Origin of the sequence: Paraglaciecola polaris LMG 21857 (genome assembly GCF_000315055.1) — a bacterium.
Taxonomy (GTDB): domain Bacteria; phylum Pseudomonadota; class Gammaproteobacteria; order Enterobacterales; family Alteromonadaceae; genus Paraglaciecola; species Paraglaciecola polaris.
The window spans coordinates 22,362-41,842 of sequence record NZ_BAER01000064.1; the positions used below are offsets into that span (position 1 = coordinate 22,362).

Annotated in this window: 22 protein-coding genes; 15 read left to right on the top strand and 7 right to left on the bottom strand. The window is 44.0% G+C overall.

What is annotated here, in order from left to right; all coding sequences use genetic code 11:
* Positions 1–42 precede the first annotated feature (42 nt).
* Entirely contained in the window at positions 43–882 is an 840-nt protein-coding gene (gene queF / locus GPLA_RS12475) for an NADPH-dependent 7-cyano-7-deazaguanine reductase QueF (protein WP_007105281.1), read from the bottom strand.
* A gap of 128 nt (positions 883–1,010) precedes the next feature.
* Between queF and syd the strand changes: the two genes are divergently transcribed.
* On the top strand, positions 1,011–1,574 hold the full coding sequence (syd, locus tag GPLA_RS12480) for a SecY-interacting protein (protein WP_007105282.1): 564 nt from the start codon (positions 1,011–1,013) through the stop codon (positions 1,572–1,574).
* 3 nt (positions 1,575–1,577) lie between these two features.
* Here syd and GPLA_RS12485 read toward each other — a convergent pair whose 3' ends face one another.
* The gene (locus tag GPLA_RS12485) at positions 1,578–1,871 is read right to left on the bottom strand and encodes a hypothetical protein (protein ID WP_007105283.1); all 294 of its coding nucleotides are present in this window, start codon (positions 1,869–1,871) and stop codon (positions 1,578–1,580) included.
* Between the two features lie 196 nt (positions 1,872–2,067).
* Here GPLA_RS12485 and GPLA_RS12490 point away from each other — a divergent pair, with 196 nt between their 5' ends.
* A complete protein-coding gene (locus GPLA_RS12490) occupies positions 2,068–2,436 on the top strand; it encodes a DUF3192 domain-containing protein (RefSeq protein ID WP_007105284.1) in 369 nt (122 codons plus the stop codon).
* Positions 2,437–2,492: 56 nt separating this feature from the next.
* On the opposite strand, the gene GPLA_RS12495 is transcribed toward GPLA_RS12490, so the two are convergent.
* Positions 2,493–2,723: a DUF2789 family protein gene (locus GPLA_RS12495; protein ID WP_007105286.1), complete on the bottom strand. Its 231-nt coding sequence runs from the start codon at positions 2,721–2,723 to the stop codon at positions 2,493–2,495.
* Positions 2,724–2,836: 113 nt separating this feature from the next.
* Between GPLA_RS12495 and GPLA_RS12500 the strand changes: the two genes are divergently transcribed.
* Positions 2,837–3,481 (top strand): GNAT family N-acetyltransferase, encoded by a 645-nt coding sequence (locus tag GPLA_RS12500; RefSeq protein WP_007105287.1) that lies wholly within the window; start codon positions 2,837–2,839, stop codon positions 3,479–3,481.
* A gap of 915 nt (positions 3,482–4,396) precedes the next feature.
* On the opposite strand, the gene GPLA_RS12505 is transcribed toward GPLA_RS12500, so the two are convergent.
* Positions 4,397–4,639: a DUF3301 domain-containing protein gene (locus GPLA_RS12505; protein WP_007105288.1), complete on the bottom strand. Its 243-nt coding sequence runs from the start codon at positions 4,637–4,639 to the stop codon at positions 4,397–4,399.
* Positions 4,640–4,699: 60 nt separating this feature from the next.
* Positions 4,700–5,725 (bottom strand): DUF3549 family protein, encoded by a 1,026-nt coding sequence (locus GPLA_RS12510; RefSeq protein WP_007105289.1) that lies wholly within the window; start codon positions 5,723–5,725, stop codon positions 4,700–4,702.
* A 91-nt stretch (positions 5,726–5,816) separates the two neighbouring features.
* Here GPLA_RS12510 and GPLA_RS12515 point away from each other — a divergent pair, with 91 nt between their 5' ends.
* The 3 genes from GPLA_RS12515 to GPLA_RS12525 are packed head-to-tail and all read left to right on the top strand — an operon-like array spanning position 5,817 to position 7,398.
* Complete coding sequence (locus GPLA_RS12515) at positions 5,817–6,164, top strand: YqcC family protein (RefSeq protein ID WP_040514675.1); 348 nt, start codon at positions 5,817–5,819, stop codon at positions 6,162–6,164.
* Positions 6,161–6,919, top strand: a complete 759-nt coding sequence (gene truC, locus GPLA_RS12520) for a tRNA pseudouridine(65) synthase TruC (RefSeq protein ID WP_007105291.1) — start codon at positions 6,161–6,163, stop codon at positions 6,917–6,919. The genes GPLA_RS12515 and truC overlap by 4 nt, the downstream gene beginning before the upstream one ends.
* A 32-nt stretch (positions 6,920–6,951) precedes the next feature.
* Positions 6,952–7,398, top strand: coding sequence for a flavodoxin domain-containing protein (locus tag GPLA_RS12525; RefSeq protein WP_007105292.1), 447 nt, complete (start codon positions 6,952–6,954; stop codon positions 7,396–7,398).
* A gap of 98 nt (positions 7,399–7,496) precedes the next feature.
* Here the strand turns inward: GPLA_RS12525 and GPLA_RS12530 are convergent, their stop codons facing one another.
* Together GPLA_RS12530 and rpsT are read right to left on the bottom strand one after the other, a co-directional pair.
* Entirely contained in the window at positions 7,497–8,915 is a 1,419-nt protein-coding gene (locus GPLA_RS12530) for a M28 family peptidase (protein WP_007105293.1), read from the bottom strand.
* A gap of 170 nt (positions 8,916–9,085) precedes the next feature.
* Entirely contained in the window at positions 9,086–9,349 is a 264-nt protein-coding gene (rpsT, locus tag GPLA_RS12535; RefSeq protein ID WP_040514677.1) for a 30S ribosomal protein S20, read from the bottom strand.
* Between the two features lie 377 nt (positions 9,350–9,726).
* Here rpsT and murJ point away from each other — a divergent pair, with 377 nt between their 5' ends.
* The 9 genes from murJ (at position 9,727) to GPLA_RS12580 (ending at position 19,470) form a co-directional block, all read left to right on the top strand.
* Positions 9,727–11,298: a murein biosynthesis integral membrane protein MurJ gene (gene murJ / locus GPLA_RS12540; RefSeq protein WP_007105295.1), complete on the top strand. Its 1,572-nt coding sequence runs from the start codon at positions 9,727–9,729 to the stop codon at positions 11,296–11,298.
* A 126-nt stretch (positions 11,299–11,424) separates the two neighbouring features.
* Positions 11,425–12,351 carry a bifunctional riboflavin kinase/FAD synthetase gene (ribF, locus tag GPLA_RS12545; protein ID WP_007105296.1) on the top strand — a complete coding sequence of 309 codons (927 nt, stop codon included), beginning with the start codon at positions 11,425–11,427 and terminating at the stop codon, positions 12,349–12,351.
* A gap of 41 nt (positions 12,352–12,392) precedes the next feature.
* On the top strand, positions 12,393–15,221 hold the full coding sequence (ileS, locus tag GPLA_RS12550; protein ID WP_007105297.1) for an isoleucine--tRNA ligase: 2,829 nt from the start codon (positions 12,393–12,395) through the stop codon (positions 15,219–15,221).
* Positions 15,214–15,708 carry a signal peptidase II gene (gene lspA, locus GPLA_RS12555; RefSeq protein ID WP_007105298.1) on the top strand — a complete coding sequence of 165 codons (495 nt, stop codon included), beginning with the start codon at positions 15,214–15,216 and terminating at the stop codon, positions 15,706–15,708. Before ileS ends, lspA begins: the two co-directional genes overlap by 8 nt.
* Positions 15,701–16,144 carry an FKBP-type peptidyl-prolyl cis-trans isomerase gene (gene fkpB / locus GPLA_RS12560; protein ID WP_007105299.1) on the top strand — a complete coding sequence of 148 codons (444 nt, stop codon included), beginning with the start codon at positions 15,701–15,703 and terminating at the stop codon, positions 16,142–16,144. The genes lspA and fkpB overlap by 8 nt, the downstream gene beginning before the upstream one ends.
* A 46-nt stretch (positions 16,145–16,190) precedes the next feature.
* The gene (gene ispH, locus GPLA_RS12565; protein WP_007105300.1) at positions 16,191–17,135 is read left to right on the top strand and encodes a 4-hydroxy-3-methylbut-2-enyl diphosphate reductase; all 945 of its coding nucleotides are present in this window, start codon (positions 16,191–16,193) and stop codon (positions 17,133–17,135) included.
* A 273-nt stretch (positions 17,136–17,408) separates the two neighbouring features.
* Positions 17,409–17,990: a PilV family protein gene (locus GPLA_RS12570; protein ID WP_040514692.1), complete on the top strand. Its 582-nt coding sequence runs from the start codon at positions 17,409–17,411 to the stop codon at positions 17,988–17,990.
* The gene (locus GPLA_RS12575) at positions 17,987–18,874 is read left to right on the top strand and encodes a PilW family protein (RefSeq protein ID WP_007105302.1); all 888 of its coding nucleotides are present in this window, start codon (positions 17,987–17,989) and stop codon (positions 18,872–18,874) included. The genes GPLA_RS12570 and GPLA_RS12575 overlap by 4 nt, the downstream gene beginning before the upstream one ends.
* Complete coding sequence (locus GPLA_RS12580; protein WP_007105303.1) at positions 18,871–19,470, top strand: PilX N-terminal domain-containing pilus assembly protein; 600 nt, start codon at positions 18,871–18,873, stop codon at positions 19,468–19,470. Before GPLA_RS12575 ends, GPLA_RS12580 begins: the two co-directional genes overlap by 4 nt.
* The last annotated feature ends 11 nt before the right edge of the window (positions 19,471–19,481 follow it).

A 19,481-nucleotide genomic window follows, 5' to 3' on the forward strand; every position in this document is an offset into this window, starting at 1 on the left:
CTGAATGTTGACACTCAACGAGATAAAAAAACAATGAACGCTTTATTGACGAGCTAAACGTAGCTCAGGATAAATACTCTCAAAATTACTTCTAAATGGATTAATGTCTAAACCACCACGTCGGGTATAGCGGGCGTAGACAGTCAATTTTTGGGGCTTACAAAAACGCATGATGTCACTGAATATACGTTCAACGCACTGTTCATGAAACTCATTATGCTGACGAAAGGATATTAAATAACGTAATAAGTTTTCTTGGTCAATTTTGCGACCTTGATAACGGATCAATACACTGCCCCAATCCGGTTGATTGGTGATCAAACAATTGGACTTGAGTAAATGACTGCAAAGGGTCTCTTGCACATCTTGCTCTTCAACGGTCAGAATCGAAGGTTGTAAGGCATAGTTATCGATACTGATGTCCAAATCGTCAATGCACTGTGCCTCTAGTGTGCCTAGTTTTAGGCTCGGGAATGCTTTTCGAGCAAACAACTGCACATTGACTGGTAATCCTGCACACGCTGATAAGTCTTCACTGATCATTTTTTGCACATGATGAATAGATTCGATTTTACTTTGATTAAAGCTGTTTAAATACAGTTTGAAAGACTTAGATTCAACTAAATTGACCGAGTCACAGGGAACTTCACAGCGTAAAATAGCGACTTGGGGTTTACCTTTTAAGTTTAACCAAGATAATTCATAACCATTCCAGCGATCAACTCCATTAAATGGCAGTGAGTCGCCAAGATTAAGTTCATCCCTATTTAAACTGCGGGGCACTCCCTGAAGTAATTCTGGGCTGTAATACTCTTTGTACAGAGTCGCTTTACCTAACGTTAAGGTGCTTAAAATATCGGAGGGAAGCGATTTGTCTTGCATGGTAAGGACCTCAAGGTGATTAACAGGTTAGCTATATTTTACATCAGGTTATGGGGTATTTTATCAGAAGATAGCGCCAATTTAATGCTACATTACCCCGCATTTACAACTAAGCAAGAGCATATTTTATGACCTCAATGGTAAATCAAGCTTTAGACAACTTCATGATGCGCTTTTCAAGCTTTGCACAGGCGCATTCAGAGGTGACGACTATCGAGTTTGATGCTGACTGGCCATCGAAATGTTATCAATTAACGGATAGCGCTCAGCCTGTAAGCCCCACCTCGTGGAAGCCGATATTACGGACCGAAATGTCGGATTTCGCTGAGTTATCTAGCGCACTGGAGTTGGAGCTTCATCCTGATGTGGCAGTATTTTACTCACGTTATTGGAGTGACAATATATTTGCTGAACACCCAAGTGGCCGACTGCAAATTCTGCAAGCGTGGAATGGAGACGATTTTGATCGCCTACAGCAAAATATTGTTGGGCATATTTTAATGAAGCGGCGTTTACGTCAACCAGAAACGATATTTATCGCCTTAACAGATGAAGATGACTTTATTTTAACGGTGGATAATCAAACGGGGGCGGTCATGCTCGAGCAAGTTGGGCTAAAACCCAAAGCGCAAATATCGCCTAATCTTGCTCGTTTTTTAACTGAAATAGTCCCAACAACAGACGGCTTCTAGATTTTATTCTTCGTTTGATGCAAGTACGGTTGCTAAACGTGTGGTCAGCTCCAGCACTTGTTTTTCGAGCAGGGCAACCCTTACTTCCAATGATACTGGTGGCGGGGTTTGTTCAATAGAATGGTTAATTTTTATCACTTGATTCGGTTGAGCTTGCCAGCTTTGAATACCTTTTATGGTTTCAGGTATAGATAACTTTCCACCTGCACGACTTCTGACTAGCCCAACACTGGGTTTTTTACCTTCCTTTGCTAACGATTGGCACAAAGAAACAATATCCGATAAACGATTATTCATGGTTTTGGTCAATTCTGCGAAAATTTAGTCTTAACGACTATTTAACCCCAATGTATATACATTGTAAATGTAAAATATCCTTTAAAATCAGATGGATATATTTATGGCCTTTTTTTTGTATAGCTTGATTCATGTGAATATGGCAAACCCGCTAATTTCGCCTAAACCTCAGAATAAATAAAAACAGGAGTTATAAATGAAGCCACAAATATTGGTAGGTGCATTAGGATTATCCTTGTTGTTGTCCGGGTGTGTTATTTCCGTCGATGGGGACGGGCATGATGGTTACCACTCGGATTGGAAAAAACAAGAAAAAAACAATCGTAAAGAAGTAGCACGACTTGAACCAAACTTGTCCACCGGACAGGTTATGGAACGCTTAGGTGTCGCGGATTTTAGCGAATTTGTCAAAAAAGGCGATGATCAATATCATGTATTATATTATCGCACGCAGCGAAAAGAAGACGATGGTGTGACAACGAAAGATGAATGTACACCATTAGTGTTGAAGAATGATCAACTTGTTGGCTGGGGAGATGCTGCTCTAAGTATGTTGAATCAGTAAAAGCACTGCTAACATCATGCTCGTACTGAGCATGATGTTTACGTCTCGATTTGGATTTAGCGTATCCGGGTATTCAACTGATCGATCAACTCGGCCCATTCTGCATCTTCCAAAAGGGCGTTTTTAATAAATCCAGCTTGTGACTTTGTCCAGAATTCTGCATCTTCAATATGCACGCCTTGGCGCAATCCCTTGTGCTCATCAATGAAAGCTAAAATATCACGTTCTTCACCACCTAGACCCAGTTGTTCGAAAAGGTCGCCCATTGTTGTGTGATAATTTTCCATTGAATACTCCTGAAATTTTAATGGTTTATGTTTGACTTATATGTCGTTTTACAAAATATTAACATGTATTATGAATTTATAATGCGAATAAAAACCTCCTAGGAGAGATCAGCATGCCATTATCTCAAGCCGTTGTCGCCCCTGATATGGATAACATTAAAGCCGTCTACCTAGCGGCTGAAGATTTGAAAATAGCCGCCTCGATTCTATATCAGGCGTATCACGACGATCCGTTGTTCATGGACATATTTCAGTTTAATAAAGAGGGCTATGAATCGAGGTTGCGCTCAGCGATACGTGAAGAGTTGAATGCTTTCTGGCAAGCCCGCCAGCCTATGATCGGCTTGTTTGATGATGGTAGGCTGCTCGCGGTGGCGTGTTTAATTGGCCCTGATGCTGAGTTCGGTCCGAGTCGTTTCTGGCACTGGAGGCTCAAAATGCTATTGACCGCTGGATACTTTGGTACCAAGCAGATGGTAGATAAGGAGCAAAAAGTACGTGAGCATATTCCTGCAAAACGCTATCACATGTTGTCGTTTATCGGAGTTCACCCTGATTATCAACATTATGGGTTAGGGCATATATTGATGAGTGCAATTGATAGTGTGATGAAAGAAGATAGTGGCAGTGAAGGAATTGGTGTGTATGTAACCCTACCTAAATGCTTGTCGTTTTTCGAAGATGGTCAATATAAAATGCTTGAAGCGTTAGAAACTGGGCATATAACTGGGCATTTAATGTTTTGTGATCGTCAATAATGGTCAGGTTTGTCATTTTTATTTACATAAAAAAGACGTTGTAATTGAACTTTTTCAAAACCCTGCCCAATTTAGTTACCTAAGCCGTTTTTAAATTGTAAGTCATATCCCTACTTGCTTGTAAGACATCTCGTACAAGTATGTAGGATAAAGTCATTTTATTCCCTCAGCTTTCTCCCTCTCAATATTCCAACCTATTGTTATTTATAAATATAATCACAGATATTAGACTTTTGGCTAATATGTGTCATCTAAGTGTCACAGAAGCATGTCGAAAATGTTTTTGATTGTTATATAGTTTGTTTCGTCACAAGGAAACACGATGAGTCAGGAAGACACAAGGACGATCTAGGACAGGCTCAAGAAGAGCAACACGGTTTAATGAGTAAACTGTCACATGGATTATCAGGAAAGGCTCAGTAAGAGCAACCCATTTGGAAATGGGAAAAAGGAAAAGGACCCACTCAGGATGAGTGCCCATTCTGGATGAATGGAACAGGGATGGCAAGGAGACTTCTGGATGAAGTTGCTCTACTAAGAGCACAAGGAACGGGACATACTCAGGATGAGTTGCTTAAACGGAATTAAGCGCAAAGGATGCAATTAGGATCGCTGTCGGGAGGATGGCACTCACTTTGGAAAGTGATGAAAATGGATAAGGACACACTTAGGATAAGTGCAGCATTCAGGATGGATGACAGAAGGACAAGACATGGACGGTGAGATGTAGTTGTTGTGACGGAGCGCACAGAGGGACCTTCAATTTTTATGTAGAGGCGTGGCTTGATTCAATTCAGGTCGCGCTTTTGCCGTTTTTGGGGTTTAGTTTTTCATAACTTAACACTCAGAATGTTCACGTTGTCGTAAAGCGACGTATTGCCGCTCATGAGTGCATCGTTATTTACAGCCTTGCGATTAATCCGCTCGGTATGCCGGTGTCTCTACTTCTAGAACATGCTGTCCAGCCATACTTAACGTGCCCTGATAACTGTTTTCGCCGTTTCCTGAAAATTCAAAAATAAAGCTACTTTGCCAATCTAATTTCCCCCGGTAACTGCCGAGTCGTGTCTTGTTCCTTGCCACACTGATAAGCTGTAAGCCGTGTTGGTCACAGTATTGGGCTAGATGCAGGTTAGCTTTTTCAGTGATAGCGCGCATTCGCCAAAATTGAAAAACGACCAATAAAATAACTAAAAAAAAGTGTTAAATCGAATAAATTCATTGTTGTTGTCCACTGAATAAATGCCCGATCACTTGCGTTAAGGCGGGTGATTTATCTGGCCAACGAATAACAGCGAGCATGTGCTGACGAATATCCGGCAACTGCACTAAATCGCTGTATAAATTAGCACATAACGCCGTATCAATAGCAGCGAGCTGATTGATGTATTGGCGAAGTAGGGTTTCATCGGTCAGGAATTGCCAATGTCGTGCTGCAATTAATAACATGATATCCGCATTTGTACCGTGTTCTGAGTCGAGTACCCGTTGAATGGTGCGTTGCACCAAGGTTTTAGCAACACTTTGGCTAAGTGCGCGCAGCATCCATTGCACCTTTAACGGATCGTCAAATTGCTGTTCAGCCCAATCAATTAGATGCTGGCTGACATGTTTGTCTATAGCTTGATTCTCAAGTGACGAGGTAAGTGCTTGTTGTACTTGTGGGGCAACTGTCTGCATATGATTAATGATTAGCTGTGCACCGTCTTTACGGCGCACGCTGGCTGCGACATCGGCAATGCCTTGCAGCGCAACTTCCTGCCAGTTATACATGTTCGGTTGCGTAAAATAACGTAGTGCTGCAGCGTAATATTCGCTAGGGGGGAAATTAAGTGCAGTGCGACTGATGCTGTTAAAATCGGCTAATTGCTGTTGGTTGGGGACAAACGTATAAGGATTTTCAGGTAAACGCCCTTTAGCTTCTTTATTGCGCTCTAACTGTGCCCCAAGGGCATCGGTGATAATCTGCAAAAAGTGATTACGCGTGGCGGTAATGACTAAACCTTGCTCATCTATCGGCAGTTTCACAAACCAAATATACTGTTCGCGACTCAATTGGCGACTATAAAAAACAATACCAAACCAAGCATGTTGTTGGCGAGGGTAGGGGGCGACGATACTGGCGTTTTCAATATCTAAAAATGTTTGGGTGTCAGTAGCGCGAATGGTTCTGCCCATATCAAATACACTGTATTCGGTTTGCGCATGGAGAAGAAATTCACTGATGGAGCTGATTTGATTCATGTTTACCTATAAACTGCCGCGAAATATGCGGAAATAACCTGAATGTGGTGAAATAACACCCAATTTGAGACAACTAAATATGTGCCGAAGCATGCCATGTAGCGAGCAAGAAGTCCAAATACAGCGATTGTTAAATCGTCTGGAATCGGCGCTAAAGACAGCTGAACAATGGTCGTCTACCTCGCCGTCCTCTTGGGCGATGGAAAGTGAAGCCCCCTTCGCTTGCGACCGAATGAGCTTTGCCCAGTGGCTACAGTTTATATTTATTCCCAAAATGAACGATATTCTTAAGACACAAAATCCGCTACCCACTCGTATGGCATTATTACCTATGGCCGAGGAGTGGAATAAAGGTCGGCAAAAAAGTGCACCAGAGCGTCGTCAGGTGCTTGAGGTCATTGCACAAATTGACAGCTTATTCAGTGGTAAATTTATATGACGTTAAAAATTTTATATCAAGATGAGTATATCGTTGCTATTCATAAGCCAGCGGGCTTGTTGGTGCACAGAAGTATGATTGACCGTCATGAAACGCAGTTCGCGATGCAAATGTTAAGGGACCAAATTGGTCAACATGTATTTCCAGTACATCGTTTGGATAGGCCGACTTCTGGTGTGCTTATTTTCGCATTATCGGCAGATGTGGCGCGATTACTGGGAGAGCAATTTGCTGGGCATGATATTGCCAAAACCTACTTCGCTATTGTGCGAGGACATGTTAAAGAGCCTGGTACGATTGACTATGCCCTTAAGGAAAAGCTCGATAAAATAGCGGATAAGCGTGCTAATCAGGACAAAGCGCCCCAAGATGCGCAAACTGAATACCTACCATTACAGCATTTTGAATTACCCTTTTCCGTCAGCCGGTATCCATCTGCGCGATATACCCTTGTGCGTTTGCATCCTAAAACGGGGCGTAAGCATCAACTGCGTAGGCATATGTGCCATATCAATCATCCCATACTTGGAGATACCACCCATGGTGACGGTAAGCATAATAAATTTGCGCGGGATCAGTTTGCGTTTAACGGCTTGGCACTTACGTGCCAACAGATGAGTATTTATCATCCGGTCAGTAACGAAAAGCTGATAATAATGAATGATTTTGATCAAAGGATGTCTACTTTAATGTCACAATGGGGTTGGCAATTTCCGTCGACAGACGGGTTAGATTTAGTATCCGTTAATGGGTAAACTAGTTTCGTTTTAGTAATGGAAGAGCATGTATGAGTAAAGTAGGTATTTTTGTTGGTTCGGTATACGGTAACGCCCAACATGTGGCTGAGCAAGTGCAAGAATTGCTCACGAATAAACAAGTGGTTAGCGAAATTTATGACGATCCAAGCGTGGATGACTTTAAACGCTGTGACGGTTATATTTTTGTTTCTTCCACCACAGGACAAGGTGATATTCCACCTAACTTGGAATTTTTTGTATCTGATTTAAAAGATATGTTTCCCTTGATGGAGCAAAAACCATTCGCCGTTATCGGATTAGGGGATAGCAGTTATTGTGATTCGTACTGCGGTGCCGGTGAGCAATTGCAGGAGTTACTGCTTGAATTACAAGGGAAACCCGTCGCGGATATGCTTAAAATCGATGCTTGTGAAACCTTAGAGCCTGAGAAAGAGGCATTAGCATGGATTGAGCCCTTAACTAGTGAATTTGCCTAATCGACAATAATTAGCTAGGTTGCGGGGAAAAATGCCACATGAAAAGCGGCGTGATATTACCAATATCACGCCGCTTTTTTGTGCTGTTTATTCACAAATTAATGTGAGGGGGACTCACTCGCTGGAGCGGGTCGGGTGTCGACATCGGCATTGGCCATGAAGTAGGTCAGTAGGGCATAAGCTGCTTGGCTTTGGGCAAGTGACTTAGGATCCACTTTGTCTAAAGTATCATTGGCCGTATGGTGATAATCAAAATAGTAGGTTCCATCTTGTAACAATGAGACAACCGGCACCCCATGCTTAGGCAGCATAGAAACATCCGGTCCACCACCTGCTTGATTATTGCCTTGTTTTACGCCAATTCTTGCGAGCGCAGTAAACAAAGGTTTAGCTGCTTGAAGGGCATCTGGGGCGAATAAGGTATCTATTTGATAAATTTCACCAGCACCAAAGTCCGATTCGGCCGCCACGATAATGTTGCCTAATTCCGCTTTATGACGACGAGTGTATTCTTGCGCGCCGGTTAGGCCAAACTCTTCAGATGCATATAATACCACGCGGATTGTGCGTTTCGGTTGACCCGTAAGACTGTTAATCAACTTCGCCGCACCGGTTACTATGCCGACTCCTGCGCCGTCATCTAACGCACCAGTGCCTTCATCCCATGAATCGAGGTGGGCGCCGATAAGTACGATTTCTTCAGGGTGTTCACTGCCTGTGAATTCACCGATGACATTATAAGATGTTTGCCAGCCGTGTTCTTTTGCTCGCATTTCAACGGCGAGAGTGACGTCTTTACTTGCTGCCAGCATGGCTTCAAGATTATCCGCATCAGCATTTGATAGAGCGCCCGCCGGAATTTTTTCGACTTTTTCAGAGTATTGCATAACCCCCGTATGAGCAAAGCGTGAGTTATCGGTGCCCACCGAACGAATAAGCACTGCTTTCGCGCCAAGTTTGGCTGCCTCGATAGCGCCTTGTGAACGGCCTATTACCACAGGACCATACCCTTTTCCTGCTCGGTCACGTTGCATACGTTGATTGATGAACACGATTTTGCCTTGCACGCTGGCTGTTTCAGCTTGCTTTAAGGATGCAAGCGAGTCGAACATGACCACTTGCGTAATTAGCCCTCCTTCTGGGGTGGCGACCGAGCCACCGAGAGCGCTAATAAAAAGCTTTTGCTGATAAGGAGAAATGACTTTTGCATCAGCAATCCCCCGGGACCAGTTGCGTACTCGCACGGGCTCTTTGTAAATTTTATCGAAACCAAGCTCTTTAAATTTATTCTCTGCCCACAGCACTGCCCGTTTATCACCTTCACTACCGGCAATGCGTGGACCAACCTCAACCGTGAGTGATTTTACCACCTGATACGCCAAATCACTGCTCATAGCTTGTTCACTTATAAGCGCTAACTGACGTGCGTGGGGAGACGCGTTTTCCGTGGATGTGCAAGCACTGAGTAATAGTGTGCTGGTTAAGGCCAGTGCGTGATAAAAATGTTTGCCTGTCATGAGCTTCCCTTTAGGGTGGTTTTTTTTATGAGTTTGCAGTAATTTAAAGCAAACTGTCGTGAGCTGTCTGAAATAAATTGTTTCAAAGGGTGAGATTAGCTTCTGACAGGAATTTTAGGCACAAAAAAAGCGCCTAAGCGCTTTTTGACAATAAACCTTCTAAACAGATATTAAGCTAGTGCTTTAATCTGTGCAGACAAACGGCTCTTATGACGAGCAGCTTTATTTTTATGGATTAGACCTTTAGTTGCCATGCGGTCAATTAAAGGTGTTGCAGCTGCTAATGCAGCTTGAGCAGATGCTTTGTCGCCAGAAGCGATTGCAGCAAGTACTTTCTTCAAAGATGTACGTGTCATAGAACGACGGCTAGCGTTGTGCTGGCGGCGTCTTTCTGATTGTAGTGCACGTTTCTTAGCAGACTTAATGTTAGCCAAGTGGAACTCCCAAAAAATTCTAGTCAAAATTCAAGGGTGCGGATTTTGCCTATCAGACCTGCGTTTGTCAAATGCTTTCGCGTATTTATTGCGCAAAGTAGCAGTTAATTCTCAGGGTATCGTAATGCTGGATCTGAATTGAATTCACAATCAGCGAAATGGGCGACGTCAATAGGCATTCGCACCTGCCAATGCATAGTCTACCTGAGTTCTTCGGCAGAGCGAAGACAGAATGAGGGAAGATTGAACATTTAGTTTTTAAAATGACTCAACCAAAGCTTTTGACTGTTTTTTGTTTGAGTACTTCTAACTATTTAGGCCTTGGCGCATAATGCCCCGTCATGTTATTCGGATTAGTTCTTTTGTAAGGAAGTGGTGTGTCGAATCGTTTATTGAAATCCGGATTAATCGTCAGTTGTATGACTTTTTTATCGCGTATCTTAGGTTTGGTCAGGGATGTGGTCGTTGCTAACCTTATGGGCGCAGGTGCGGCGGCAGATGTATTTTTCTTTGCAAATAAAATCCCCAATTTTTTGCGGCGTCTTTTTGCTGAAGGGGCCTTTGCACAAGCATTTATTCCGGTATTGACAGAAGTCAGCAGTGAAGGTGATAAAGACGCCATGAAGCAGTTTGTGGCCAAGGTGTCAGGCACCCTAGGGGTGATTGTGACCGTTGTAACCTTTTTCGGTGTTATTGGCTCACCAGTGGTGACTGCGCTTTTCGGTGCAGGTTGGTTTATGGAATATTTAAACGATGAACCTCAAGGGGCTAAGTTTGAGTTGGCATCGTTAATGTTGAAAATTACTTTTCCGTACTTGATGTTTATCTCACTTGCTGGTTTAACGGGGGCGATACTCAATACCCTGAATCAATTTGCGGTATCAGCTTTCACACCTGTATTGTTAAATGTAGCGATTATCAGTTGTGCCATCTTCATGGCTGACACCTTTGATGAGCCTGGTTTTGCGTTGGCGTGGGGGGTCTTTATAGGCGGAATAGTGCAATTTGCGTTTCAGTTGCCCTTTTTATATCGAGCTGGTTTATTGGTTAAGCCCCAGTGGGGTTGGTCAGATCCTAAGGTGACTAAGGTTCGTAAATTGATGATCCCTGCGTTATTTGGTGTGTCAGTAGGGCAGATAAACCTATTGTTTGACACTTTTATTGCCAGTTTTTTGGTCACGGGCTCTATTAGTTGGCTTTACTACTCTGATCGTTTATTGGAGTTCCCCTTGGGGTTATTCGGTATCGCTATTGCCACCGTAATATTACCGACTTTATCCCGCAATCACGTAACGAATGATGCCAAAGGATTTAGCGCTAATATTGACTGGGCACTGCGCATCGTTTGTTTACTGGGTATTCCGGCGGCTGCCGGTTTGATGATCTTAGCTGAGCCGATGTTAATTGTACTTTTTAAACGCGGAGAATTTACGGCTCTGGATGCCACACTTGCGTCATACAGCCTTATTGCTTATGCGACTGGGTTATTAAGCTTTATGCTTATCAAGGTGCTCGCTCCAGGGTTCTTTTCTCGGCAAGATACAAAAACACCGGTTAAGTACGGTATTTGGTGTATGGCATCCAATATGCTGTTCAATTTAATTTTTGCTATTCCGTTTGGATATTTGGGCTTAGCGATTGCGACAAGTTTATCGGCGACCATGAACGCGGGATTGCTTTATAGCAAGTTACATCGTTTAGGGGTGTATCAGGTGTCCTCTGGTACGCTACGTTTCTTAGCTAAGGTGATGCTTTCTTCATTGATCATGGCCACTGGTTTACTCTACTATCGCCCAGCTATTACAAGTTGGTTAGCTTGGTCTCCTGGAACACAAATGGCCCAGTTAGCGATTATGATCTCAGGTGCCGGAGCGGTATTTTTAGTGAGTGCAGTCGCGCTCGGTATCCGGCCAAGACAGTTGCTGTCAAAAGCAATTCAGGTAAATTAACGTCAACATGCCTATAACGGGCTGTATCTCTGCGTGTAGTTCGTTATAATCCGTCGCTTTGATTTTAGCCAAACAGTATCAGCCTCGAGATTACACTTGAAACAGCTGACGTAAATGAGGAACAAAGTGGAATTAGTCCGCGGTTTACATAATCTTCGCGACAAACATCGAGGGTGTGTACTGACAATTGGTAAGTTCGACGGTGTTCACCTTGGTCATCAAGCGGTACTGAGCCAGGTCGTTGTGAAAGCTCGAGAACTGGGCTTGCCTGCGACTGTGATGGTCTTTGAACCTCAACCTGAAGAACTGTTTACCCCTGATAATGCGCCGGCGCGCCTGAGTTTGTTACGCGACAAATATGTGCAGCTTAAAGCATTAGGTGTGGATCGATTGCTGTGTTTGAAGTTTGATAAACGCTTTGCTTCTTTTACCGCTGAACAATTTGTTGAGCAGCTATTGGTAGAAGATCTTGGGGTGAAATTTCTAGTGGTAGGGGATGATTTTCGCTTTGGTAAAGGTCGAGTGGGTGATTTCTCTATGCTGCAAGACGAAGGCCGAAAATGTGGCTTCAGTGTTGTCAGTACCCAGAGTTTCCGCTTCGAGGATTTTAGAGTGAGCTCCACTGAAGTGCGCACAGCCTTGAGTGACGACAACTTTGAGTTAGCGGAAAAGATGCTAGGTCGTCCCTTTACGATTTCAGGCAAAGTACTGCATGGTGATAAAAAAGGTCGCACAATAGGATTTCCTACCGCTAATCTATTGCTGAAACGCTGTAACGCCCCCATCAATGGTGTGTTTGCCGTGCAAGTTGATATAGCAGGAAAAATGTACTCAGGTGTAGCGAATATTGGTACCCGGCCCACGGTTAATGGCCAGCGTTCTCAGTTGGAAGTGCATATCTTCCATTTTACTGGCAATCTTTATGGTCACTTTATTTCGGTGGCAATAAGGGCGAAATTACGCAATGAGGTGAAGTTCGATTCATTCGAGCAGTTGCACCAACAAATACAACGTGACGCCGAGCAAGCCAAGCAGCTACTCGGGGTTAACTGAAATTTAATGACGAATAACGACGATTTTGGATTTAGCAATCAATGAGTGACTATAAACATACTTTGAATTTGCCTGAAACTGAGTTTCCTATGCGTGGAAACCTAGCTCAGCGCGAGCCTAAAATGCTGCAAGACTGGACTAATAAAGCTTTGTATCACAAGATCCGCGCTGCTAAAAAAGGTAAAACACCTTTTATCTTGCATGATGGCCCTCCCTACGCCAATGGTGATATTCACATTGGCCACGCAGTGAATAAAATTCTTAAAGATGTGATTGTTAAGTCAAAAACTCTATCTGACTTTGATGCGCCTTATGTTCCTGGTTGGGATTGCCACGGCCTGCCTATCGAGTTAATGGTAGAAAAGAAAGTTGGCAAACCGGGCAAGAAAGTTACTGCCGCGGAGTTCAGACAAAAATGCCGAGACTATGCTGAAAAGCAAATTGCGGGTCAAAAGACAGATTTCATCCGCCTCGGTATTTTGGGCGAGTGGGATAAGCCATATAAAACGATGGACTATAGCTCCGAAGCGAACATTATCCGTGAGTTAGGTAACGTCGTGCGTTCAGGTCATCTCGAAAAAGGTTTCAAGCCGGTTCATTGGTGTACAGACTGTGGCTCAGCATTGGCTGAAGCTGAGGTGGAATATCAAGACAAAGTATCGCCATCTATTGACGTACGTTTCAATGTTGCAGATGAAAGCAGCTTTAGCGCTAAATTTGACACCACCGGCGCTGATGTAGGCGAAGGCACTATTTCAGTCGTTATTTGGACCACAACACCTTGGACGTTACCTGCTAACCGAGCTATTTCTCTTAACCCTGAGTTGGAATATAGCTTGATACAAGTGCAGTCTGATAAAGGTCCTGAGCGCTTAGTGATTGCTTCGGACTTGCGCGAGGAGTGTCTTAAGCGTTTCGGCTTTGAAGAAAGCAAAGTACTAGGCGTTGCATTAGGTCAATCACTTGAAAATATGCAAGTGCAGCATCCATTCTATGACTTCAGCGTACCGCTTATTTTAGGTGATCATGTTACCACAGATTCTGGTACCGGCTGTGTGCATACCGCACCGGGTCACGGGGTTGAAGATTTTAATGTAGGCCGTCAATATAATCTTGAAGTTGCTAACCCAGTTGGTGCAAACGGTGTGTATTTAGATAGCACTGAAATATTTGCTGGTGAGCACGTATTCAAGGCTAACGATCATGTAGTTGAAGTGCTTAAAGAGCGCGGCGCTTTAGTGCATTTCTACAAATACAGTCACAGTTATCCACATTGCTGGCGCCATAAAACGCCATTGATTTTCCGTGCTACCCCCCAGTGGTTTATCAGTATGGATAAAAATGGACTGCGTAAAGCTTCGATAGAAGAAATTCATAAAACACAGTGGATCCCAGAGTGGGGCGAAAGTCGCATTGAAAGCATGGTCGCTGGTCGTCCTGATTGGTGTATTTCACGCCAGCGTACGTGGGGCGTTCCGATTGCCTTGTTTGTGCATAAAGACACAGGTGAGTTACATCCTAATACCGACGCGCTTATTGAACAGGTTGCTGAGCTGGTTGAAGCTAAAGGCATTCAAGCGTGGTGGGATATCGATACCCAAGAATTGTTGGGTGATGATGCTGACACCTTCGTTAAAGTACTTGATACCTTAGATGTATGGTTCGACTCAGGTGTGAGTCATTATTTCGTGGTTGATAAACGAGATGATATTCCTGCGTCTGCAGATCTGTATTTAGAGGGCTCCGATCAGCATCGCGGCTGGTTCATGTCCTCACTGATGACTTCGGTTGCAACCAAAGGTCACGCCCCTTATAAGCAAGTGCTTACTCACGGTTTTACCGTTGATGGCAATGGCAAAAAAATGTCTAAGTCACTGGGTAATACTGTGGCACCTCAACAGGTAACCAACAAGCTTGGTGCAGATATTTTACGTTTATGGGTAGCATCAACGGATTATCGTAGTGAAATAGCGGTGTCTGACGAGATCCTTAAGCGCTCAGCGGATGCATATCGCCGGATCCGAAATACGTCACGCTTTTTACTCGCAAACTTAACAGGTTTTAATCCGAAAACTGATTTAGTGCCGTTTGCGGAAATGGTCGAACTGGACAAGTGGGCTGTTAGTCGTGCTCAAGCAATTCAGACCGAAATCATTAAAGCTTATGAAGATTACGACATGTTAGTTGTGACGCAGAAACTTATGCAATTTTGTTCAATCGAAATGGGCAGTTTCTACCTTGATATTATCAAGGACCGTCAGTATACCGCCAAGGGCGATAGCCATGCACGTCGTTCTTGCCAATCTGCGTTGTACCATATCGTTGAAGCGTTAGTACGGTGGATGGCACCTATTACTAGCTTTACCGCTCAAGAAATTTGGCAAGAAATGCCATGGCAAGAAGATGAATTTGTTTTCACTGGATCATGGTACACAGGCTTGAGTACACAAGCTGATAATACCGAGTTTAATGATGCATTTTGGCAGCAAATTTTAGCCGTTAAAGACGAAGTTAACCGCACGATTGAGCTTGCGCGTAAAGAAGGCACCATAGGTGGTTCACTTGAAGCGGAAGTCAAAATTTATGCAACGGCAGAACTTGCGAACCTGTTAGCTAAATTAAAAGACGAAGCGCGATTTGTATTTATTACCTCTTCTGCTTCTGTACAGTTAGTTAGCAGCAAACCTGCTGAGGCAACTGAGACTGACGTTGCGGGTTTGTGGTTGCATATTAGCGCATCAGAAGGCGAAAAATGTGCCCGCTGCTGGCATCATCGTGAAGATGTTGGCAGTGACGACACGCATCCTGAGTTATGTCAGCGCTGCGTGACGAACGTTGATGGTGAAGGTGAAACTCGCGCTTATGCTTAATTTATTTAAACAAAGTGGCCTGCGTTTTTTGTGGTTATCTGTGGTGGTGTTTGTCATTGATCAGGTAACCAAACATTGGATTGTGGCAAATTTAGAACCTTACCAAGCCATTCAATACACGTCATTTTTTAATCTGACTCACGTATATAACTACGGCGCCGCATTCAGCTTTTTAAGTGATGCTGGTGGCTGGCAACGCTGGTTATTTACTGGTATTGCGATTGCAGTATGTGGCTTAGTTACGTGGTGGCTAAAAGAAACGACTCGTCAACAAGTGATGTTGCCGGTAGCATTTTGCCTAATTATAGGCGGTGCCCTGGGTAACGTTTTTGATCGCTTGTTGCATGGTTTTGTTATCGACTTCTTGGTGCTTTATTATCAAGATTGGTATTGGCCTGCGTTTAACGTTGCTGATAGTGCGATATGTTTAGGTGCCATGTTGTTAGTGATAGATATGTTCAAAAATAAGGATAACGAGAATGAGTGATTCAACTGTAGTCATAACAGACAACAGTGAAGTGGTATTACACTTTGATTTGAAGTTGTCTGATGGTTCAGCGGCTGATAGCACGCGGGTGAACAATAAACCGGCTAAACTGGTTATTGGTGACGGTAATTTAACCCCCGGATTTGAAAGCTGTTTGTTGGGCTTAGTGGTTGGGGATAAAAAATCATTTACCCTTGAGCCTAAGGATGCGTTTGGCTCCCCCAATCCGGATAATATTTATCATTTGGATCGCAGCAAGTTCGACGGTGATACGCCAGCAGAAGAGGGCATGATCATGACTTTTTCTCAACCGGACGGCAGTGAATTGCCCGGTATCGTGCGCTCGGTGGCAGGGGCTTCGGTAACGGTTGATTTTAATCATCCATTGGCTGGACAAACTATTACTTTTGATGTGGAAATTATTTCAGTCGTTTAATTGTCAAATACAATGACCTCGGCTTCAGGAAAAACTAGGAAACATAATGCAAATTCATTTGGCGAACCCACGAGGCTTTTGTGCCGGTGTTGACCGAGCTATTACAATTGTCGAACGAGCTCTGGAAATTTTTTCACCGCCAATCTATGTACGCCACGAAGTGGTGCACAATAAATTTGTGGTCGATGGTCTTAAAGAGAGAGGCGCGGTGTTTGTCGACGAATTGAACGAAGTGCCTGATGATAGTATCGTGATTTTTTCTGCCCATGGTGTATCCCAAGCGGTGAGAAGCGAAGCCAGCGCTCGTGGGTTAAAGGTTTTTGATGCCACGTGCCCTTTGGTTACAAAAGTACATATGGAAGTCATGCGCGCCAGTTCAAAAGGAACGGAATGTGTGTTGATTGGCCATCAGGGACACCCTGAAGTCGAAGGGACCATGGGACAATATGATAGCGCCGATGGTGGCATCTATCTCGTTGAGTCGGTGGATGACGTGGCAAGCTTGGTAGTGAAAAACCCAGCGGCATTGTATTACTGTAGCCAAACCACTTTGTCGGTAGACGATACTGCCGATGTAATTGATGCTTTGCGCGCTAAATTTCCAGCGATTGAAGGCCCTCGTAAAGACGATATTTGTTATGCCACGCAAAATCGTCAAGATTCGGTTCGTGAGCTCGCTGCAGATTGTGATGTACTGCTAGTGGTCGGTGCACAAAATAGCTCTAATTCTAATCGTTTGCGAGAATTGGCTCAGAAAATTGGTGCTAAAGCCCACCTCATTGCAGATGCTGATTGTATTCAAAAAGAATGGTTGGCTGGTGCGACCAATATAGGTGTCACCGCCGGTGCTTCTGCCCCTGAGGTATTGGTTCAAGGTGTGGTAGAGCGCTTGAAGCAGTGGGGCGCAACTCATGCACATGAACGAGCAGGGCGCTTAGAAAATATTGAATTTGCAGTACCTAAAGAATTACGAGTAAAACAAGTTAGTTAGTCAATTCTATACATTAAACCTGTCAATGTTGTTATTAAGGTCGTTTTAGGGCCTTGATAATAGCCGATTTATGTATGTTCAGTAGCACGCCGCCAGCCAGTCAAATAACCGCATTTATACCTATAGCCTAAAGTCGATAACTAATCTTACCTATTAGTGCGCTAAGCTTCCCTATCATTATTATGCATGTGGTTAGCCGTTATCAGCAGCAAAAGCGCTAGTTTTAACCCGTTATCAAACGCCCTTTCATTGATCGCTATGAAAGGGGTGGGTATGGTTGAAATATTAGTGACGCTGTTTATCTTAACCGTGGGGCTACTTGGCGTGGCCTCATTGCAATTTGTAAGTGCGTTCTCCAATGCAGATGCTTTGCATCGTAGTCAGGCAGTCTTAGTGGCTCAGCAATTTAGCGAACGTCTACGCGCGGCCGCTGCACCATCTGTTACAGGTGCGGGCTTGGTGGTCGATAATCAATATTATGCTGATGATGTCTACAACTTTGCTGACTTGTCTTGTGATTCTTCAGCATTGCCTTACGAATGTTTTTGCTTGGCGATACCAGCGAGCGTTCCAAATTGTCAGCAGAATCAATGCAATGCCGCCCAATTTGCGCAGTTTGATACCTATGAAGTGTCATGCGCCGTTACCTCAGCCGCTCCCAGTCTGTTAATTTCATTGACCTGCGCAGATAATAATGTGCTCGATACCGACCGCTGCAGTGCTGGTGCTCGACAGCAAATTATGGTCACTTGGCCTGTTGAAAATTGGCAGAACCAGCAACGTATTCTCAACCCAGAATGTAATACCAATAAAGACAGTCCACACGATTGCGTAACACTGGATCTTACCCTGTGACCAAGAATGACCGTAATCCTAAACACCTATACTCAGCGTCTGGTTTTAGCTTGATTGAGTTGATGATTGCCCTTGCATTGGGGTTAGTCATATCGGGTGCCATTATTCAAGTTATGGTGAGCTCACGAGTGACCCAAGGTGTTAATCAGGCTGTGACGTCGGTGCAAGAAAATGGCCGATTTATTATCAGTCGCTTGCGCCAAGAAATGCTCATGGCTGGGCGTTACGATTTGCTTGAGCCTAGCTTGAATAAAGTTGTTGATGTGATTGAGGAGGCGAGTTTTGTGCTAAACCATCCCATTATTTTACCGGGAGATTTTGCATCCATGCCCCAACTTGGGACAATACAAGGCGCGACTGGGGCCAACGATGTGCTAGTTATCGGTTTACAAGGAAGTACCGACTGCAGAGGCAACCGCTTGGGATACGATCAAGGGGAAGAATTCTACGTGATAAATCATTACTTTGTGCAAAGTAATACACTGCGCTGTCGAGGTTTCGATGGGCGAGTATTAAGAGGCAAAATAGCCAGCAATAATTCGGTCGACAATAGTGCAGAGATTATTCTGGATGATGTTTATAGCTTTCAAGCGTTGTACGGTATCACGCACAACACGTTATCAGGGGATAATTCAGGACGACCAATTCGTTATGTTAGAGCTGATGAGTTGGCAGCATTGTTAGCAAACGGAAGCCAAGTTGTGGCCATCAAATTTTCTTTGCTTTTACGCGGTGATGGCGAAATAAAGTTGAATACCAGTAAGGCATATAAGCTTTTGAATGAAACGCCGATTACGCCAAACGGGACAGGCTTATTTAAACCTTTTGAAACCATGGTTACCTTACGAAATGTGAAAAACACCATGCGTAATAGAAAACTATGAGCACCCTACAAAGCAACGTTAATCGCTTTGGGGTAAAGCAGCGTGGTCTGGTTATGGTGTTTGCCTTATTAGTACTGGTGAGCTTGACCGTGCTGGGAATTGCCTCAGTCTCAAGTGGCTTATTGCAAAATAAGATGGCAGTGTCATTGCAAACTCAGACTCTCGCATTCGATGCTGCCGAAGCCGCTATTGCCGGGGTGGTATTTGAGTCAGAAGATAATATTGTGATAAGCGACTTAGTCATGGTTGATCCTCTTACTCAAGCGCGGCAGGCTCCCGCTTTGGATATACAGAATCAAACGCTACGTTGCCAAGAAGATGAAAGCTGGACCAATAGACGTGTAACGAGTGCTGGCCTTACATCCGGTGCACAGCATCAAGGGGAAGGGCATTATGATACCAGTCCCGCCATTGATAGCTGGTCACGCACAGCATACATTCGGGAACAGGCGTGTCTAGGCTCAAGCAACGTTATCAGCGGCAGCCACATTACTTGTCATGTTTTTATCATTAAAGGTTGCGGTCAAATGCAAGGCAGTAGCTCAATTGTCGCCAATAGTTTAACTGCTGCCGTGCTTGCGCCAGCGTCACAATAACCGGAGGGATT

Excerpts from the sequence above, each read along its gene's own strand:
- queF (WP_007105281.1), bottom strand. The coding sequence starts at position 882 with ATGCAAGACAAATCGCTTCCCTCCGATATTTTAAGCACCTTAACGTTA.
- syd (WP_007105282.1), top strand. The coding sequence starts at position 1,011 with ATGACCTCAATGGTAAATCAAGCTTTAGACAACTTCATGATGCGCTTT.
- GPLA_RS12485 (WP_007105283.1), bottom strand. The coding sequence starts at position 1,871 with ATGAATAATCGTTTATCGGATATTGTTTCTTTGTGCCAATCGTTAGCA.
- GPLA_RS12490 (WP_007105284.1), top strand. The coding sequence starts at position 2,068 with ATGAAGCCACAAATATTGGTAGGTGCATTAGGATTATCCTTGTTGTTG.
- GPLA_RS12495 (WP_007105286.1), bottom strand. The coding sequence starts at position 2,723 with ATGGAAAATTATCACACAACAATGGGCGACCTTTTCGAACAACTGGGT.
- GPLA_RS12500 (WP_007105287.1), top strand. The coding sequence starts at position 2,837 with ATGCCATTATCTCAAGCCGTTGTCGCCCCTGATATGGATAACATTAAA.
- GPLA_RS12505 (WP_007105288.1), bottom strand. The coding sequence starts at position 4,639 with ATGCGCGCTATCACTGAAAAAGCTAACCTGCATCTAGCCCAATACTGT.
- GPLA_RS12510 (WP_007105289.1), bottom strand. The coding sequence starts at position 5,725 with ATGAATCAAATCAGCTCCATCAGTGAATTTCTTCTCCATGCGCAAACC.
- GPLA_RS12515 (WP_040514675.1), top strand. The coding sequence starts at position 5,817 with ATGCCATGTAGCGAGCAAGAAGTCCAAATACAGCGATTGTTAAATCGT.
- truC (WP_007105291.1), top strand. The coding sequence starts at position 6,161 with ATGACGTTAAAAATTTTATATCAAGATGAGTATATCGTTGCTATTCAT.
- GPLA_RS12525 (WP_007105292.1), top strand. The coding sequence starts at position 6,952 with ATGAGTAAAGTAGGTATTTTTGTTGGTTCGGTATACGGTAACGCCCAA.
- GPLA_RS12530 (WP_007105293.1), bottom strand. The coding sequence starts at position 8,915 with ATGACAGGCAAACATTTTTATCACGCACTGGCCTTAACCAGCACACTA.
- ileS (WP_007105297.1), top strand. The coding sequence starts at position 12,393 with ATGAGTGACTATAAACATACTTTGAATTTGCCTGAAACTGAGTTTCCT.
- lspA (WP_007105298.1), top strand. The coding sequence starts at position 15,214 with ATGCTTAATTTATTTAAACAAAGTGGCCTGCGTTTTTTGTGGTTATCT.
- fkpB (WP_007105299.1), top strand. The coding sequence starts at position 15,701 with ATGAGTGATTCAACTGTAGTCATAACAGACAACAGTGAAGTGGTATTA.
- ispH (WP_007105300.1), top strand. The coding sequence starts at position 16,191 with ATGCAAATTCATTTGGCGAACCCACGAGGCTTTTGTGCCGGTGTTGAC.
- GPLA_RS12570 (WP_040514692.1), top strand. The coding sequence starts at position 17,409 with ATGGTTGAAATATTAGTGACGCTGTTTATCTTAACCGTGGGGCTACTT.
- GPLA_RS12580 (WP_007105303.1), top strand. The coding sequence starts at position 18,871 with ATGAGCACCCTACAAAGCAACGTTAATCGCTTTGGGGTAAAGCAGCGT.